At 42.2% G+C, this 18999-nt stretch carries 17 protein-coding genes; 3 read left to right on the top strand and 14 right to left on the bottom strand.

The features are described from left to right. Nucleotides 1-35 precede the first annotated feature (35 nt). The 11 genes from DBK98_RS16805 to dnaB all read right to left on the bottom strand — a co-directional run bounded on the left by DBK98_RS16805 (nt 36) and on the right by dnaB (nt 12610). Nucleotides 36-956 (bottom strand): NAD(P)-dependent oxidoreductase, encoded by a 921-nt coding sequence (locus DBK98_RS16805; protein ID WP_032536609.1) that lies wholly within the window; start codon nt 954-956, stop codon nt 36-38. Continuing rightward, the gene (gene rfbG, locus DBK98_RS16810) at nt 953-2032 is read right to left on the bottom strand and encodes a CDP-glucose 4,6-dehydratase (protein ID WP_128900045.1); all 1080 of its coding nucleotides are present in this window, start codon (nt 2030-2032) and stop codon (nt 953-955) included. The genes DBK98_RS16805 and rfbG overlap by 4 nt, the downstream gene beginning before the upstream one ends. A 3-nt stretch (nt 2033-2035) precedes the next feature. After that, nucleotides 2036-2812 carry a glucose-1-phosphate cytidylyltransferase gene (rfbF, locus tag DBK98_RS16815; protein WP_005781149.1) on the bottom strand — a complete coding sequence of 259 codons (777 nt, stop codon included), beginning with the start codon at nt 2810-2812 and terminating at the stop codon, nt 2036-2038. Nucleotides 2813-2849: 37 nt separating this feature from the next. Beyond that, nucleotides 2850-4193 carry a lipopolysaccharide biosynthesis protein RfbH gene (rfbH, locus tag DBK98_RS16820; protein WP_137570176.1) on the bottom strand — a complete coding sequence of 448 codons (1344 nt, stop codon included), beginning with the start codon at nt 4191-4193 and terminating at the stop codon, nt 2850-2852. After that, on the bottom strand, nt 4186-4758 hold the full coding sequence (gene rfbC / locus DBK98_RS16825) for a dTDP-4-dehydrorhamnose 3,5-epimerase (RefSeq protein WP_032536696.1): 573 nt from the start codon (nt 4756-4758) through the stop codon (nt 4186-4188). Before rfbC ends, rfbH begins: the two co-directional genes overlap by 8 nt. 13 nt (nt 4759-4771) lie before the next feature. Next, nucleotides 4772-5659 carry a glucose-1-phosphate thymidylyltransferase RfbA gene (rfbA, locus tag DBK98_RS16830; RefSeq protein WP_005806519.1) on the bottom strand — a complete coding sequence of 296 codons (888 nt, stop codon included), beginning with the start codon at nt 5657-5659 and terminating at the stop codon, nt 4772-4774. Nucleotides 5660-5682: 23 nt separating this feature from the next. After that, complete coding sequence (locus tag DBK98_RS16835; RefSeq protein ID WP_005793437.1) at nt 5683-6153, bottom strand: UpxZ family transcription anti-terminator antagonist; 471 nt, start codon at nt 6151-6153, stop codon at nt 5683-5685. 35 nt (nt 6154-6188) lie between these two features. Beyond that, nucleotides 6189-6707 carry a capsular polysaccharide transcription antiterminator UpeY gene (upeY, locus tag DBK98_RS16840; protein ID WP_005778177.1) on the bottom strand — a complete coding sequence of 173 codons (519 nt, stop codon included), beginning with the start codon at nt 6705-6707 and terminating at the stop codon, nt 6189-6191. 1141 nt (nt 6708-7848) lie between these two features. Further along, on the bottom strand, nt 7849-10698 hold the full coding sequence (locus tag DBK98_RS16845; protein ID WP_032536697.1) for a bifunctional fucokinase/fucose-1-phosphate guanylyltransferase: 2850 nt from the start codon (nt 10696-10698) through the stop codon (nt 7849-7851). Nucleotides 10699-10702: 4 nt separating this feature from the next. Further along, the gene (locus DBK98_RS16850; RefSeq protein WP_005778184.1) at nt 10703-11032 is read right to left on the bottom strand and encodes an L-rhamnose mutarotase; all 330 of its coding nucleotides are present in this window, start codon (nt 11030-11032) and stop codon (nt 10703-10705) included. A 30-nt stretch (nt 11033-11062) separates the two neighbouring features. Next, on the bottom strand, nt 11063-12610 hold the full coding sequence (gene dnaB, locus DBK98_RS16855) for a replicative DNA helicase (RefSeq protein ID WP_032530667.1): 1548 nt from the start codon (nt 12608-12610) through the stop codon (nt 11063-11065). 180 nt (nt 12611-12790) lie between these two features. On the opposite strand from dnaB, the gene ispE reads away from it, so the two are divergent. The 3 genes from ispE to DBK98_RS16870 all read left to right on the top strand — a co-directional run bounded on the left by ispE (nt 12791) and on the right by DBK98_RS16870 (nt 16277). Beyond that, nucleotides 12791-13615 carry a 4-(cytidine 5'-diphospho)-2-C-methyl-D-erythritol kinase gene (gene ispE / locus DBK98_RS16860; protein ID WP_022012653.1) on the top strand — a complete coding sequence of 275 codons (825 nt, stop codon included), beginning with the start codon at nt 12791-12793 and terminating at the stop codon, nt 13613-13615. A gap of 22 nt (nt 13616-13637) precedes the next feature. Beyond that, nucleotides 13638-14882, top strand: coding sequence for a DUF4934 domain-containing protein (locus DBK98_RS16865; protein WP_032536698.1), 1245 nt, complete (start codon nt 13638-13640; stop codon nt 14880-14882). A 135-nt stretch (nt 14883-15017) separates the two neighbouring features. Beyond that, complete coding sequence (locus DBK98_RS16870) at nt 15018-16277, top strand: DUF4934 domain-containing protein (RefSeq protein ID WP_005806527.1); 1260 nt, start codon at nt 15018-15020, stop codon at nt 16275-16277. A 306-nt stretch (nt 16278-16583) separates the two neighbouring features. On the opposite strand, the gene galE is transcribed toward DBK98_RS16870, so the two are convergent. The 3 genes from galE to rsxE form a co-directional block, all read right to left on the bottom strand. Then, nucleotides 16584-17618 (bottom strand): UDP-glucose 4-epimerase GalE, encoded by a 1035-nt coding sequence (gene galE / locus DBK98_RS16875; RefSeq protein WP_005778195.1) that lies wholly within the window; start codon nt 17616-17618, stop codon nt 16584-16586. Between the two features lie 203 nt (nt 17619-17821). Beyond that, on the bottom strand, nt 17822-18394 hold the full coding sequence (rsxA, locus tag DBK98_RS16880) for an electron transport complex subunit RsxA (RefSeq protein ID WP_005778198.1): 573 nt from the start codon (nt 18392-18394) through the stop codon (nt 17822-17824). A gap of 11 nt (nt 18395-18405) precedes the next feature. Continuing rightward, the gene (gene rsxE, locus DBK98_RS16885) at nt 18406-18993 is read right to left on the bottom strand and encodes an RnfABCDGE type electron transport complex subunit E (protein WP_005778200.1); all 588 of its coding nucleotides are present in this window, start codon (nt 18991-18993) and stop codon (nt 18406-18408) included. Nucleotides 18994-18999: the final 6 nt, after the last annotated feature.

An 18999-nucleotide genomic window follows, 5' to 3' on the forward strand; every position in this document is an offset into this window, starting at 1 on the left:
GTACTCCCCGGGACTCGATATACGATATTATATAGTCAGATACTTTCATGTTGTTTTTTATAATAAGTGATAGTATACTCCAAACCGGCATTTAACGGTGTATTCTCAAAGTGCCCAAACGACTTTACAAATTTCGACACATCACCTTGCACCAACATTGGTTGACCGGCACGATAGGGCAACGCACCAAAACGCAACTCAAAAGCCGGATTTAATCTATCTCTCAAATGTTCAAGAAGTACTCTTAATTCGATCACAGTAGAAGATGATAAATTATAGACACCGCAGGGAGCTTTCCCTGAACATACTTTCATTACGGCATTGGCAAAGTCCTTCACATATAAATAAGCGTAGCGTTGTTGCCCTAAAGTCAGATCCATACCAGCCATATTGTCAAGCATATTAGTCAAAAGACCGGGGATCAGCCATTGGTTTGACTCCCGCTCTCCGTATACGGAAAAAACTCTTAACCAGTACCAATCAATCCCACGTAAATCACAGAAAGAACCAACCATCCGGGAAACCATGGACTTCACGTATCCATAGCTATTGACAGGAAACAAGCCGGCATTTTCAGAGACTATCCCATCAAAATCCCCATATTCGGCCTGACTACCCAAAGCTATAAATTTAGAAACGTTACTTTTCTCTGCTATATAAAGCAAAGAATTCATAAAGTCAATATTAGACAGTTGGACCGGCCAATCGTATCTATTGCCAGACAGGACCCCCGTCCAGGCTGAATGAATAATAATATCAGGGCTAAAAGAGCAAGCTTGCGATATCCAGATAGGGTTATCCGAGTTTATGACTTGTACATGATCGATGAAAGAGGTACAATTGTTCAACGAAGACATTGACCGTTTGGTTATCATCAGGTTAACATCGTTTGCCAGCAAGGCTTCTGCAATATGCGATCCTAAAAAGCCAGTCGCCCCCGTCAATAATATCTTCATTTCAATAAATAATCTTTTATCTGGTCAACACAAACATCATACACCGCCTCTTCCCGGTATCTCTTATACCAGTCCACCGTCAATCCGACCGTCTGCCCGATATTCATCCTAGGCTCCCAGTCCAGACGGAACCGAGCCTTGGAGATATCCAACATCAAAAGCCGGGCTTCATGCAATGCATCCGGAGTAGAAAGGTCACGCAGTTCCCCCCGCCCATACTCGGACACAACCCGGGTGGCCACATCCCAAACTGTCGAGATGGACTCGGAACGGGGACCGAAGTTCCAGCCCTCACAATAGTCCGTAGGGGCGTCCCACATCTTTTGTGCGAGCAGCATATAACCGCTCAACGGTTCAAGCACATGTTGCCAGGGACGGACAGCCTTCGGGCTGCGGATATCGATCGTCCGTCCCGATTCCAATGCACGGATACAGTCCGGAATGATACGGTCCAAGGCCCAGTCGCCACCGCCGATCACATTACCAGCACGTACACTGGCTATGCTTTTGCCGTGTCGGGCATACTCCGAGGGGTTGAAGAAAGAACGCCGCCACGAAGCAATCGCGATCTCAGCTGCCCCCTTACTGCTGGAATAAGGATCGTAACCGCCCATAGCCTCGTTTTCACGGTAACCCCAGATTTGCTCTTTATTCTCGTAACATTTATCTGTGGTAATCATCACACCTACCTTCACGCTATCCGTAGAACGGACTGCCTCAAGAACATGGATTGTTCCCATTACATTGGTTTCGTAGGTTTCAACAGGGATGTCATAACTCAAGCGAACCAGAGGTTGGGCAGCAAGATGAAAAACAATCTCAGGTTGATATTCCTGAAAGATAGCCTTTATACGCTCACCATCGCGGATATCGGCACGAAGGTCAGCCTTAATTTTCTCGCCGATACCGGAAAGTACGAAATTGTCTCGAGCCGTAAAAGGGTCTTGGGCCACACCAATCACCTCGGCCCCCAATTCATGGAGCCAGATAGAGAGCCAGCTGCCTTTAAAACCCGTATGACCAGTGACAAGGACGCGTTTGCCTTGATAGAAATTATTAAACAGATCGACTTTCATTGATTACCACACTTTCCAGGGAGCAACTCCCTGATCCCACATTTCATTCAATTCTGTATTGTCTCTCAGAGTATCCATCGGTTTCCAGAAACCCGTATGGCGGAAAGCGTGCATCCGGCCCGCCTTGGCTATAGACTCGAGGGGCTGACGCTCAAAGATGGTGGAGTCACCCTCAGGGATATAATCGAACACTTCGGGTTCACACACAAAATAGCCCGCATTGATCCAGTTACGGTCACCGTCGGGCTTCTCCTGGAAAGAGAGGACCTTGTCCGTATCGAGATCGAGCTGCAGGGCGCCGAACTTACCACCGGGTTTGTAGGCCGTAAGGGAAAGGAGGCAGCCCGAAGACTCGTGAGCCTTCAGGGTATCACCGATGTTCAGGTCGGTGACACCGTCACCATAGGTCAGCAGGAAACGTTCGTTCCCGAGATATTTCTGTACACGCCGGATACGTCCGCCCGTTTGGGTATTCAGCCCGGTATCGACCATCGTGACTTTCCAGTTCTCGGAATGGTTGTCCAGAATGGTGGTCGTATTGTTGGAAAGGTCCACGGTCATATCGCTGTTATGACGGAAATAATTGGCGAAATACTCCTTGATGATATATTGTTTATAACCGCAGCAGATCACGAAATCGTTGATGCCGTAATGGCTGTAGGTTTTCATGATATGCCAGAGGATGGGTTTACCACCGATCTCCACCATAGGTTTGGGGATCAGGTTAGTGGCTTCGCTCAGGCGGGTGCCGAAGCCACCGGCTAAAATGACGGCTTTCATTATGCTTGACAGATTACTGAAGGTTAATAACCGGAAATTACTTGCGGGAAGAGACAAAGTCACGGATCGTACCGATCATGTGGTCGAGCATGACACGGGTCATGCCCGGATAGACACCGATCCAGAGGGTATGATTCATAACGTAATCAGTACCTTCCAGATTGCCGATTACGCGGTAGCCCTCACCCGTGGAGCGCATTTCATCAAAGGCGGGATGCTTCAGAAGATTGCCCGCAAACAGGTTGCGTGTCTGGATCTTCCTGCTCTCCAGGTGTTGGGAAAGGTCGTTACGGGTGAAGCCAGCATCTTCCTTCACCGAGATGAGGAAACCGAACCAGCTCGGGTCGGAGTTCTTCTGCGCTTCGGGAAGGATAAGGCCAGATGTACCCGCAAGGCCTTCTTTCAGGTAGGCGAAATTCGACCGCCGGGCTTCGACAATGGAGTCCAGCTTCTCAAGCTGGGCACAGCCGATGGCGGCCTGCATATCGGTCACTTTCAGGTTATACCCGAAATGGGAATAGACATATTTATGGTCGTAACCTACCGGAAGGTCGCCGAACTGTTTGCTGAAACGATATTTGCACGTGTTGTCAACGCCCCCGATACACCAGCAGTCACGGCCCCAGTCACGGAAAGAGTTCACCAGTTTGTGCAGCAGAGGATCATCGGTATAGACAGCACCGCCCTCACCCATCGTCATGTGGTGCGGAGGATAGAAACTGCTCGTACCGATATGGCCGATCGTACCTGTTTTCTTTTCCACACCACCGATTGTATAAGTAGAGCCAAGGGCATCGCAATTATCCTCTACCAACCAGAGGTTATGTTTATCACAGAAATCTTTGACAGCCTGCAAATCAAACGGGTTACCCAAAGAGTGAGCAATCATTACCGCTTTAGTTTTGGGAGATAATGCGGCTTCCAGTTGAGTCACGTCGATATTGTACTCGGGGATGGTGACATCCACAAAAACAGGGACCGCACCATACTGGATGCAGGGGGTCACCGTTGTGGGAAAGCCGCAGGCTACCGTGATCACTTCATCGCCCCGCCTGATCCTGCGCTCACCCAACTGCGGCGAGGTCAGGGCCATAAAGGCGAGAAGGTTGGCCGAAGAGCCCGAGTTAGTCAGGGAGCAATACTTCACACCCAGCCATGCGGCAAAACGGATTTCAAACTTCCGGGCCCACGGACCGGCGGTCAGCCAGAAATCAAGGGACGAGTCAACCAGGTTCACCAGTTCGCGGTCATCGAAATAACGGCCGCCGTAGTTGACAAAACTCTTACCGGGTTCGAAAGAGCGGGAGGACCCGTGAACCTCTTTGTAGTATTCCCGGGTTAAATCGAGAATTTGTTGCTTGAGTGTTTCTTTCTTACTCATATAATGTATTGTTTATATCAAACTGTAATTCTATGTTATGTAACAGAGGATGTGTGTAGTCTTTACCACTCAATATAACCCGGTCTTGTGGTATCTTCCAGTCGATATTCAAATCCGGATCATTCCAGGCAATAGCCCCTTCAGCTTCCGGATGATAGAAATTATCACATTTGTATTGGAAGATGACCTCTTCGCTCAGCACACTAAAACCATGTGCGAAGCCACGTGGAATAAAAAACTGACGGTGATTGTCTTCTTTCAATTCAACCGAAACATGTTTTCCAAATGTAGGAGAACCTTTCCGAATATCGACAGCCACATCAAGAACTGCACCCTTGATTACCCGTACCAGTTTGCTTTGGGCAAAAGGAGGTTTCTGAAAATGGAGACCGCGAATGACACCGTAGCTCGATTTGGATTCATTGTCCTGAACAAAAGTCGTTTGACATACATTTGATTCGAACTCCCCCTGATTGAAGGATTCGAAAAAGTAGCCACGGTCATCCTGAAACAGACGGGGCTCAAGGATAACAAGACCTTCAATTGATGTTCTTATTATATTCATTGGAATAAAAATTCTACTTTATGGATAATTCATCGATAACTTTCAATAGATATTGTCCATATTGATTCTTCAGCATCGGACCTGCCAATGCTTTCATCTCTTCAGGAGAAATCCAGCCCTGCCTCAGGGCTATGCCTTCCAAACAGGCCACTTTCAATCCCTGACGTTTTTCAATAACCTCGATAAATGTACTTGCTTCGGACAAAGAATCATGAGTGCCTGTATCCAACCAGGCGAAACCCCGCCCTAAAAGCTGGACCTTCAGTTCCCGATCGGACAGAAACCATTGATTGACCGTCGTGATTTCCAATTCTCCACGAGGGGAAGGCTGAATACTCTTGGCTACTTCCACCACCTTATTGGGATAAAAATAAAGACCCACAACGGCATAATTGGACTTAGGGACCTCAGGTTTCTCTTCGATACTGAGAACATTCCCAGCCTTGTCAAACTCCGCTACACCATAGCGTTCGGGATCGCTTACCCAATAACCAAAAACAGTTGCTTTGTTCTCCGATTCGGCTGTATGGACTGCTTCACGCAGCATACGGGTAAAACTTTGCCCATAAAAGATATTATCACCAAGAACCAGACATACAGAATCATTGCCTATAAACTTCTCACCGATAATAAATGCCTGTGCCAAGCCGTCGGGAGAAGGTTGCTCGGCGTACTCAAAACGTACTCCAAAGTCAGAACCGTCACCCAGCAAACGTTGAAAGCCGGGTAAGTCATAAGGAGTGGAAATAATCAATATTTCACGAATCCCCGCCAACATAAGTACAGAGATAGGATAATAAATCATCGGCTTATCAAATATCGGAAGCAACTGCTTACTGACTCCTTTGGTGATCGGATATAAGCGAGTGCCCGAACCACCGGCCAAAACAATGCCTTTCATGATAATAGATTACAGGTCAAATATTAATCAATATAACTATTCGGATACTGATTTTCCTCTATCATCTTCAGCATATCTACAGTCTCCTGTTCATCTATCGATAAAGTTTTATTATCCCAGTAATCTATAATTGCATGAGCTTCCTTTGCCAACTCTTCTTCAAAAACTTCTCCATAACAATATGTCAAAAGCTGACACTTGAGCAAAGAAGACGGGAGAGACTCTAACACAAGCAAGGAACGATCCAGAATAACCTGTTTCTTAGATTCCTTGTCGCCATAATCATAGATTGTTGCATTGTAGCCCATCAAGAGAGCCAGGCAAAGTCGTGCTTCTTCTTCCGGATTTTCTCCTTTCAAAGCAAACAAAGCATCAGATTTTTGAAGTACTTCAGTGTTTAATTGACGGAAACTGTCGGTATAGATAGGAGAACCGTCAGCGCCCAAATACAATAATTCGTGAGCCACATGTTGCAGCTCATGAATCTGGGTCATAAGAGTATTCATTTTATATGATAAAATATTACTGATTACGGTGCGAGAATGCGAAGGTAGCTTTTAGGAACCTTGACACTGGCAGATAAAACGCCACGAATACGGATAGTGACATAAGTACGATTAGAAAGACTGGCCAGTTCACCTTCAACTCCACAAAAATCTCCCTTGATAACTTGTACTTTGGTGCCAACTGCGAAACAATCATCGTTGAGGATAACAGCAGCAGGGTCGAGATTCATGACAAACATAAAATCTTTCATCTGCTTATCGGGAACAATAAGCATACTCTTAGTGTCAAAATCACGCATATAGAAAAGACGAACCCCGTATTCGTTGGCAATAGCACAAGCAAACTCTTTGGTAGCATGTACAAAAATAAGATTACGAATGACAGGAACTTCTACACGACGCCGGCGATATTTCAATTGACGAATGACAAATTGGGTCGGCAAAAAGTACTCGACGCCTATTTTCTCTAATGCGTCACGAGTAGTAAGCTCCTGATCCTTACGGGTACGGGCAGCGAACCAATATTCTTGTTGTTGAGACATTTAGAAGGATATATTCCTGAGTGATTTACTTAAGTCCGGGTATGCTTCGCAGTTGGGTGAGACTCTTTTTCTCAGCCAAACTGCAAGATTTTTTATGACTTATTTTAGGTGGAAACGAACGGATTCGATCAATTGATGTTTCAAAAGACGTTCGTTTAATAGCACAAAGGTATAAACTAAATTTTGATGTACAAAATATTTTTAGATGAAAAAGTAAATATACTTCTTTATGTGCTGATTATCAGATAATAATCTGATAATAAAAACAGCTTTTTACTTATTTTGCATGTGGTCTTTTATCTCCATAATTGATGTTTCAAAAGACGAACGTCTTTTGAAACACATTCACTGCTGAATATCAGTTAATTACAAAAGAATTTATTCTTTTTGTTCTTTTTACGCTTACCACATAACATACTGATAATAAATAAATTACCTAACAAAATAAAATCTTCATTATTCCATCTATAGAGGTTTAGAAATTATATACTCCCAAAAGCATTCTGTCACATTGTATTTTGAGTAACCTCAGGAATCCCTTATTTACGGACCACTGACTTAGTTGTTATAAAAAACACCGGGATTCCATTTTCACCAATATCATATCTCCACCAAATAAATCAGATCACCAGTCACAAGTTCAATAAACATGTACTAATTTCAATCAGTAAGCAACGGCAAAGGCATCCTATACCTCCAAAATAACATTCAGGAATGATTCATATTGACCTATGTTACAGAAAAGAATTCTATAGTTTTTGTTCAATAAATGAAACCGTTAGGCAAAAAGTAGGAGAATTTTCAATAAAAATGAATTTCGTAACTATACGAAGTTAACTTCGTATTTTCTTATAACTAACTTCTTCTTCACAAGAAGTTAATGTTTTGCAAAGACGAAGTTAACATCGTATGAAGAGTACACGTATGAAGAAACGAATTAAAGGCAAGTTAATGCTCCATCACTTGCTATTTCATCACTTTCTCAAGACAACAGAGTTTTTAAAACAAGAAAAAAGCAGACTTAAAGATACCAGAATCTCTATTTTACTATCAGAATAACAGAAGAGGCAAACTTAATGAGGAATAGAAAAGGAAGTCGACAAGAGATAAAGTATTTACCTCCCGTCGACTAATAATGATTTTATGATCGTGATACTTGGAATCCCTTATCCGACAGCGTCATTTCAACGAAGCGTGCACGAGGATTCGGAGCGTTTTCTGTCAGTATCTTACGAATACGAACAGCAGCTTGCGGATCTTTCGCTACCATATATAGGTACCCGCCACCACCGGCTCCCGGCAATTTATATCCCAAAGTATAATCTTTTATCAGATCGATAATTGCCTCCACAGCCGGAGGATTCGTTCCGCTATCCAATGCTTTGTTTTGTTCCCAGGTTTTTCCTACTAAACGGCCAAACTCAACAAAACTTCCACGCTGTATAGCTTCATTCATATCCAATGCATGTGCCTTCATTTCCGAGAGCAAATTGAGATGCAACGATGAATTGAGGAACATGGAACTGACTATTTCTGCCAAGATTCCTTTTGCCGTACGAGTTATGCCGGTATAATAAAGCAAGTGACAGTCTTTATATTCAGGATGCGTAAATAAATGATCGGGCAACCAACGCACCAATGGGCTTTGAGCAAAGCCCGCCTCGGTCTGAAGAAGCTTCACACCCTGCAACACACCTCCATACTGATCCTGCCATCCACCACCGGTAGTCAACAATTGTTCAAGAACAAGGGTGCGTTGACAAATCTCATTCTTATCCCAGGCTAAACCACAGAAATCATTAATGGCACCAAGTACGGTAGAAGCTAAAATAGAACTTGTACCCAAGCCGGAACCTGCCGGAATAGCCGCCAATAAAGTCACTTCAATACCTGCACCGAAATCTTTAAGCTGTTCCTCCAATGAAGCATAAGATACAGCAGAAAACGCAGGTGCAAAGCCTGCCAACGATAGAGCGGCTTTCGGTATAGAGAATGGTGAACCGATCTTCTTATAATCCTGCAATTCATCAAACGTAGATACTATTTCCATGGCACCCATATCGATAGAACGCAGGACGATATGGAAGTCTTTGCACGGCTTCACATAAACCTGTAAGGGAGGTTGTCCGTTCAACTCAATGGCCAGATTCACAACGTTTCCTCCCGAATAAAGTGAATAAGGAGGAGTGTCGGTCCACCCTCCTGCCATATCGATACGTACAGGACTGCGTCCCCAAACAATCTGATCGGAATATACATCCAGTTTTGGTTCACTCTTGCGGTTGCTGATCTCGCCCAACAATCCATCGCGCAGCAGATCAAAAGCAGCCTGTTCTTCCGGACGATAGTCTTTCCCGTCTAATTTCAAAATACGCGCACGCAACATCCGGTTATGGATTCGTGACATCTGCAGAGCATCCTCAGGCAATAACTCAGGCATATCCAAACCAAGACGTACAAAATCTTCGGCCGCATCGGCCAGATCGAGCTGATAAAAAACACTTTTTTCATGATTAACGGCCAATGCTTTCCAGTTTCCTTTCCGAAACTCTTCACGCTGTGCATACAAACGTTTCAGATTGGCACCTGCCGAAATCTCGTCTGCAGAGAAACGTTCGGAGCGTAACCAGATATTCTTTCCTTCCTCCAGTTTGGGTTCGGACAACATCCACCTCAACACCAATCCCAATTCTTCAGCAGAATTAACCAAAGGAAATACAGAAGCAGCCTGCAAGTCATCCGTACGTCCTTTCAAATCTGTATACGACAAACCGCGTTTGGCCATCCATTCACCAAAAGGAATACCCGTCAGGGTTGTTTTAGAATCTCTCAAATCTCCTTTGAAAACATCGTCCAGACCGTATGGACGGGCAACAAAGCCCTTATCTCCCATCGGAACCACATCTACACACACTCCGGCAGGAACAGTCAATGTCCAGTCATTTTCCGGTACACCGGTTATGATATGTCGTGAAGCTATCTTCCACTGAGCCCCTATATGGCTGTTTTCAATCCATAAATCAGCATTCTCTGCACAGAGAGGTATCTGCACTACAGCATTTTGGACAAACATAGCCGGATTGGGTTTTACTTTACGATGCATGATACGACGCTGATCGTACACTTTATTCTGCACAGAAAGAGTGGAAGAAATCAGCTCTTTACTGGTACCATAATGATAAAACTCTCCCCCGGGCAAAGGTAAAATAGCAACCGACAAAGTATTCACCTCTTCATCTTCAATGCACGGGTGTGCGCCAAGAGCCAATCCAAAATCGGAATAAAGATCGTAATATCTCAGTTCCTCAGAATTCTCTTTATAGGAACGCTTCATCAACACCTCCACAGCACGGTCACTCAAAAGCCAGATGCCAATATCCATCAGAAAAAGATGAGTCTTTGACAATGACTCCAGTTCATCCAAAGAAGGTTTTTGGAGCATGAAGTCAAGTTTTTCAGGATGTTTCCGGTCGGAAGCAAATACACCATGATGAGTGGCCAATGAAGGATCAACCCATAGTCCATAGCAAACTACATCTGCATCCGGAATGGTTTGTAAAGGCTTCTCCGAACGAATATATACATCACCGCTCGCAATCAATGTATGCAGATTTTCCGGAGCTAAAGACATGATCTTTTCATACAGAGGCAACTGTAAGGAAAGCAAGTTCTGCCCAAGGTGTTGCCCCCTCTCCCATCGGAACACAGGAACCGGTGTCAGTATCTTGCCCGATGGTGCGTAACCGGGCAGACGACGGCTTTGTCCGCCTGCATGCAACAGAATTCTTTTCTCTTTTCCCAGCCACCCGGAAAAAGAGGTCCCGTCAGCAAATTCGTTATAACATTCTTTCAGTAACCAAGCTGTTCCACCTCCGGAACCAAGTTTTTTGCCTACCGGATCGGAAGTACAAAACCAATCGGTACGGTTTACCCGCTCTAATTCATGAAAGGACTGAACCAGATTAGGAGGCAAAGATAGTAGTTTTTGCATATCGTCAGAGTTTAAATATACGTTCCATCATTTTCCATTTCTCGTGTGATGCTTGTCCGGGCAACGAACGCTGGAAACGGGACATATAAGCTTCCCATTCAGCCTGCCGAGGCAGTTTAGCCAGACGTTCGTTATCTTTTATCCAATCGAATTCATCTACCGTATCGACAATCATAAAGAGAGTATGTTCGTGGATATAAATCTGCATATCGAGTATCCCGACTTCACGGATACCTGCTTTAATTTCCGGCCACACATGCTGATGTTCTGCGACATAAGCACGAATCAATTCCGAATCGTCGTACAATTCGAGTGTTTGGCAATATCTTTTCATGGTATTATAAATTAAATAAATATCTTATTTCTAAAAAGGCAAAGGTCCGTCATTGCTTCCTCCGAACGGATTACCTCCCTGAGGGGCAAATTCAGCTGGAGGCGGAGGTACACTCCCGGTATTATTCATGCGCGACCCCAACATAGCTCCTGCATCAGGCAATGGAATCACCATATCGTCATCCGGATTCTGGAAACGGGTATATTCACCTTTGAATCGCAACAGAACATCGCCAACTGCACCATTACGATGTTTAGCGATAATAATTTCGGCCATTCCACGGAGATCGTTTCCTTTATCATCCTGAAATATCTTGTAATATTCGGGACGGTGAATGAAGCACACCATATCGGCATCCTGCTCAATGGCACCGGATTCACGAAGGTCACTCAACTGAGGGCGCTTTCCTTCAAGTCCTTCACGACTCTCGACGCCACGATTCAACTGTGACAGAGCAATAATCGGGATATTCAACTCCTTGGCAAGTCCCTTCAATGAACGTGAAATGGTACTGACCTCTTCCTGGCGGCTGCCGAATGCCATACCGCTGGCATTCATCAACTGCAAGTAGTCAATGATGATAATTCTCACTCCATGCTCACGTACCAACCGACGTGCCTTGGTTCTAAGTTCAAATACGGAAAGTGAGGGTGTATCGTCCACATAAAGCGGTGCATCCAGCAAATCCTTTAGTTTATAATCGAGTTGTTGCCATTCATAAGCTGCCAATTGTCCGCTCTTGATTTTTTCACTCGGAATTTCACAAACGTTCGAGATCAGACGATTGACCAACTGAACGTTACTCATTTCAAGAGAAAACAAGGCTACCGGATTCCTAAAATTCACGGCAATATTCTTAGCCATTGAAAGTACAAAAGCCGTTTTACCCATGGCCGGACGGGCAGCAATAATTATCAAGTCGGATTTCTGCCATCCGGAAGTCATCTTATCCAGTTTGGTATACCCACTCTCCAATCCGCTCAGACCATCGGTACGTGCGGCGGCTTTCTGAATCTGTTCGTAAGCTTCCGCTATGATCGGATTGATCTGCGTATAGTCTTTCTTCATGTTCCGCTGCGAAATCTCAAAGAGTTTTCCTTCAGCTTCTTGCATAAGATCATCTACATCAAGAGTCTCATCAAACGCCTTACTCTGAATATTACTTGTAAAAGTTATAAGTTCTCTTGCCAGATATTTTTGTGCTATGATACGAGCATGATATTCAATGTGAGCAGAAGATGCCACTTTACTGCTCAATTGAGTAATATAAAATGGTCCTCCGACTTCTTCCAACTCGCCACGCTTACTGAGTTGCTCTTTTACTGTCAGAATATCTACCGGTTTTTGATTAACGGCAAGGTCGGTAATAGCAGCATAAATCAACTGATGCCGATGTTCATAAAACGATTCCGGACGGAGAATCTCACTCACCAGCGAATAAGCATCTTTTTCAATCATCAAGGCCCCGAGCACAGCTTCTTCCAGTTCCGGCGCTTGCGGCTGGATACGCCCATAATCATTTACGGGTTGAACCTTGGACTTAGTGGTACTACGGGTATTTCTTCTTTGTTCGGCCATCTGTATTTTTATTGAAATATAGAAAATGAATAGTGGATTAAGTTGTATACATCCACAAAATGTAGGCAAAGATAATTCTCTATTATCAATTTTCCATTATCAAATCTGAATTATTTATTTAACTTTGCGTCCATTAGATAGCATTAATCATTAACCACGAATCATTAATAGTCCAAAGACATGATTACATTTCCGAATGCCAAAATAAACCTGGGGCTGAACATTACTGAAAAACGTCCGGACGGATACCATAACCTGGAAACAGTGTTCTATTCTGTACCTCTGGAAGATGCTCTGGAAATTACAATATTGAATGACTCTAAACAGAAATTTGCTTTGCATCAATCCGGTCTTGAAATCAGTGGAGAACCCGAAAACAATCTGGTAGTAAAAGCTTATCTTTTACTTGATCGGGAATTTCAATTACCCCCGATAGATATATACTTGTACAAACACATTCCTTCGGGTGCCGGATTAGGAGGTGGCTCTGCAGATGCTGCTTTCATGCTGAAGCTGCTAAATGAAAAATTTCACCTGCATCTGACAGATGAGAAACTGGAAGAATATGCTGCCATGTTAGGAGCAGACTGCGCTTTTTTTATAAAAAACAAACCAACTTTCGCAGAAGGTATCGGGAATGTCTTTTCCCCTGTCGATTTATCACTGAAAGGGTATCAGTTAGTACTTGTAAAACCCGATATCTTTGTCTCGACGCGGGAAGCTTTTTCATTCATTAGGCCCCGCCATCCCGAACATTCATTAAAAGAAATCATCAAACGTCCGGTAAACGAATGGAAAAACAACATGCTGAATGATTTTGAAGAAAGTGTCTTCCCACAGTACCCTGTAATCGAAGATATCAAAAAAGAACTTTACCGCAAAGGAGCCGTATATGCTGCCATGTCTGGTTCCGGTTCATCTGTCTTCGGTTTATTCAACCCTGAAGAAGAAATAGCAGATTTAGATTTCGGCCAGGCATTCTGTTTTCAAACGAAATTGAAATAGCCCCATCATAAATTATAATACAATGAAAAACTACTTATTGGCATACGGATGTGCTATGCTTTTATTAGCCTCTTGTACCTCTCCATCAAGAGAAACGAAAGCGCCCGGACAGATAGATATTGTTAGAAAAATTAAAAATCCAACGGAACTTAAAGCCTCCGATTTTCTAAAGGAAATCAATTATATAGCATTAGAAACCACAGACAGTTGTCTGATCAATAACAATCCGGATATACAAGTTTATAAAAACAACATTATCGTTAGCACAAACAAGCAATGCTTAGTCTTCGATAAAACCAACGGCAAATTCATACGTTCTATCGGACATGTAGGTAACGATCCGGGAGGATATAGTGAAGCGACTTTCTGGATCGATGATGTGGCAGAAGAACTATATTTTGTCGGGTGGAACGGTAGTTTAATGCGCTACGATCTGAAAGGTAATTATTTAGGCGAAGTTAAGGTTTCCAAAAGCTTAGGCCCAAGAAATCCTGCTTGCTTTGTTTTCACAGATTCATTAATCATCAGTTACCAATCTGACCTTTTCCCGATAAAAGGAACGGAAAAGAAGCCCCCTTTTCTCCTCCTTGACAAAAAGGGGGAAATATTAGACAGTATCCCATCTCTACTGCCAGTTATACCCGTAGCCATAAATACAATACGAATAAACATATTAAAGAATGAAAAAGCACGAGAGTTCTACGGCAACATGGGGATCTATGGCATGATAATAGCATACTTTAACAGTGATGAGGTCATTGAATCTCCACGGATGCTTTCTACATTATGGAAACATGATGGAAAAGTACGTTTTAAAGAAGCTTATCTGGACACAATCTACACCTTATCCGGAAATAAGTCACATCCTTATCTGGTTTTCAATACAGGAAAATATCATTATCCGGTAGAAGAAAGATACCAGAAAAAGAAAAATGATGAAAGAATTAAAATCGATCATGTGATGGAAAGTGCTTCAATCATCATATTCCAGTTCAGGCAGAGAGATGAGGTATACACCGGCATATACAATAAAAACACTCAAACGACTCAAGTAAGCAAAGGACAGAGTTTTATGAACGATATTGATAACTTCATGCCTCTGAATCCCCGTAGATGTAATGCTGATAATGAATATGTAGATCTTATTCAGGCAAGTAGTGTTTTAGAATGGATGGAAGAGCATCCGGAAATTAAACCAAATGGCAAGTTTGCTTTTGCAAAAGAGATCAACGAGGAATCTAATCCGGTAGTCATCCTTATGAAATAGATTTTTCAAGAATCAAAAAACTAAATATTTTGGTTATTTAACTACAACAAATAGTTTAATCACTAAAATATTTAGTTTATTTGTCCTTCATAACGAACAACAGGTATTTTATAACCTAAAATAAATGATAAAAACATGAAGAGACAAATTGTACCATGTGGCATTTTCGCCCTATTATTATTGCCTTCTTGCAATAGAACACAGCAAACCTCGGAAATCAATCAGATAGATATTGCCGAAGGAATAGAAAAACTGGCAGAGCTCAAAGTATCTGATCTTGGAAAAACAATCCAATACATCCCTTTAGAAACAACAGACTCTTGTTTAATCGGAGATTTTCCGGAAGTTAAACTTTTGGATGATAAGATTATGATCCATAATGGGAAACAATGTTTGTTGTTTGATAAGCAAACCGGAAAGTTTATTTGCTCCGTAGGACATAGAGGAGATGATCCGGAGGCTTATAATAATACTAATGGATATCTGAATCCACAAAACCAGTTGTTATATTTTAACCGTGAACCTAATCAACTGGTAAAATATGACCAAAAAGGTAAATTTGCGGGAATCATTACCATTCCCACTCCGGAAACCTCAACCGGCAGTATTCAAATAAATCGTCCCGGACTCAACGGATTTATATTTTGTGATTCTATTATTGTAGGACATTATGTAGGTGGTTTGGGTCAGAAATGTCCCAGTTCGGTATTATACTTTTCTGAAAAAGGCAATTTTATAGATACAATCCCTAATATTATACCTGAATTAGGTACCGGGCAGGTAGACGATATTAGCAGTATTTCCGTACGCAAAGGATTCGGACTGTTAGGTGGTATCATCCACATACAATACAGTAATGGAAAGCAGAGCATTTGTGTGCCTAATCATACGGCACTTTGGAAAAATAATAATGAAATCCGTTTCAAGGAATTGTTTACTGACACCATTTATACATTGAAAGATTATCAATTGGAAAAACACATGATATTCAATACCGGCAAATATCATTGGCCGGCAGAAGAACGAACACTTTCGGAAAACAATAGTGACCGTATCCTGGTCAGCTATGCAATAGAGAATAACAAATTACTCTATTTCCAATTTATCAGAGGACTATACACAGAAAAGCCTGTTTTATACAATGGAATTTATGATAAAAAGACGAAGGTAACCCATATAGCTTTAGCTGATAATAAATTCATCGATGACTTAACTCAGCTTATGCCTTTCAACCCTACTTTCTTTAATGAAAAAGGAGAATATGCCTCTTTAGTCCAGGCAGACGACATTCTTAGCTGGCTGGAGGAACATCCCGAAATAAAAATAGAGAAAGAACTAAGTGTCTTAAAAGAATTGAATGAAGAATCGAATCCGGTAGTAGTATTGGTAAAGTGATTTAAAAGTGTAATCACATTTTGTTCTCAGACAATAATCTGACAAAGCGGAAGAAGATAAATCAAATAAAGTTCATAATAAAAAAACAGTACCACGACTCACGTCGTAGTACTGTCACAACACAAACACAAAATAAAACACGACAAAACTACTATGCAATCTTACCTGTCTATGCCGGGGAGGCATAAGTACCAATTATGGATATTCACATACACATAAACAGCATCAGGCCGATTTGCATCCTATAAACAAATGTATAAAAACATTTGTTCATTTCTTATATGTTAATTAAAACAATATTCTAATTTATTGGATACCTCTTTCACGAAGTTTCAACTGCCAAGCCCATGCAGAGCGCAGTGTATCTTCAAGAGTTTCCTGTGCCTTCCATCCTAATTCATTGTTTGCATAATCAGGATTAGCCCACACTTTTTCTATATCACCGGCACGGCGCCCTACAATCTGATAGTTCAGTTTTACGCCTGTAGCTTTCTCAAATCCGTTGATCAGTTCAAGAACCGAAACTCCACGACCTGTACCGATATTGAAAGTCTCAACTTTATCTTTTTGTTTCTTTTCAAGAATACGTGCGATAGCAATCACATGTGCTTTGGCAAGATCTACAACATTAATAAAATCACGGATACATGAACCATCGGGTGTATCATAATCATCACCAAACACGCTCAGTTTTTCACGAATTCCGATAGCTGTCTGGGTTAAATAGGGAACAAGATTTTGTGGTACGCCATTAGGAAGTTCTCCCAATAATGCTGTTGGATGAGCACCGATCGGATTAAAGTAGCGCAACAAAATAGCATTTATCGGAGCACCTGAAGTTACAGTATCCCTGACAATCTCTTCGTTAATCTGTTTTGTATTTCCATAGGGAGAAGTAGCTTTCTTAATCGGAGCATTCTCTGTTACAGGTAATTCATCCGGTTCACCATATACAGTACATGAAGAAGAAAATACAATACCTTCTACACCATGTTTTGGCATCAGCTCAAGCAGGTTGATTAAAGAAACCAGATTATTGCGGTAGTACAGCAATGGTTTTTCTACAGATTCACCTACTGCCTTGCTGGCTGCAAAGTGAATAATTGCCTTAATACCTTTATATTTATTGAACACGGCATCCAAACCGTTAAAATCCAAACAGTCCAGTTTCTCAAAAACAGGACGAATACCTGATACTTTCTCGATGTTATCTACTACATCAGCATTTGAATTAGATAAGTTATCAATGATGATTACTTCGTATCCACTGTTTTGCAGCTCTACTACAGTATGAGAGCCGATATATCCGGTTCCGCCTGTTACTAAAATTCTTTCTTTCATAACGTGTATAATGGTTAGTTTTTTCGGTTTTCTTGTAAAGTGTTTGCAAATGTAACAAAATAAATTTAGATAAATGCACAAAAAACGAATATTATTTCATGATGGAAATGTGCATTAAGACAAAATAACAGAAAAAGCGACGGAAGAACTACCTTAACGATAGCCTGTCCGCCGCTCATCCTTCAGTTGTTTGTCGTCAGGATTTATACCACTCCGGAGAATCCCATAAATGCCATAGCCAGCAATCCGGCTGTAATTAAAGCAATCGGAGTTCCCTTCATACCTTCGGGAATTTTCACAAGGCTCATTTGCTCACGGAGTCCGGCAAAAAGCACCAAGGCTAAGCCAAAACCGATAGCAGTAGAGAATGCATAGACAACTCCCGTCAATAAATCATAATCTTTCTGGATAACAAGAATAGCCACACCCAAAATACAACAGTTTGTCGTAATTAAGGGAAGGAATACGCCCAGTGCCTGATAAAGTGCAGGGGAAACCTTTTTTAGAATAATTTCCACCATCTGGACCAGTGCCGCAATGACCAAAATAAACGTAATAGTCTGCAAGTACTGCAATCCGAAAGCATCGAGCACAAACTTCTGGATCAAGAACGTTACGATTGTGGCAATGGTAAGCACAAAAGCCACCGCTGCACTCATACCCAACGCTGTATCCACTTTCTTGGAAACACCCAGAAACGGACAGATTCCCAGAAATTGCGACAACACAATGTTATTAACAAAGATTGCCGAGATAAATATCAATATATATTCCATAATCGTTTATTTTAATTTGCTTTCTTAAGGCTGTTAATCAGCGCAATCAGATATCCTAATGCAATAAACGCACCCGGAGCAAGAACAAAGACAAGCATACCATATTCTTCGGGGATGATTGACAAGTTGAATATCTTACCTGTACCCAGAAACTCGCGGACAGCTCCCAACAATGTAAGAGCAATCGTAAAGCCCAGTCCCATACCAATTCCGTCGAACATGGACGAAAGAGCATTATTCTTAGCTGCAAATGCTTCTGCACGTCCCAACACAATACAATTCACAACAATCAACGGAATAAAAAGCCCTAATGTAGCATACAATCCAGGGACATAAGCCTGCATCACCATCTGAAGCAAAGTCACAAAAGACGCGATTACCACAATGAATGACGGAATGCGTACCATGTCCGGAATCAAGTTCTTTATCAACGAGATCACCACATTAGAGCAAATCAAAACAAACATAGTGGCAAGTCCCATACCCATACCGTTAATGGCCGAAGAAGTCGTACCCAATGTAGGACACATACCAAGCAGGAGCACAAATGTCGGATTCTCTTTAACAATCCCATTCATCAATACTTTAAAGTTATTCATATCTTT

It is taken from the genome of Bacteroides sp. PHL 2737, assembly GCF_004115325.2.
GTDB classification, from domain to species: domain Bacteria; phylum Bacteroidota; class Bacteroidia; order Bacteroidales; family Bacteroidaceae; genus Bacteroides; species Bacteroides hominis.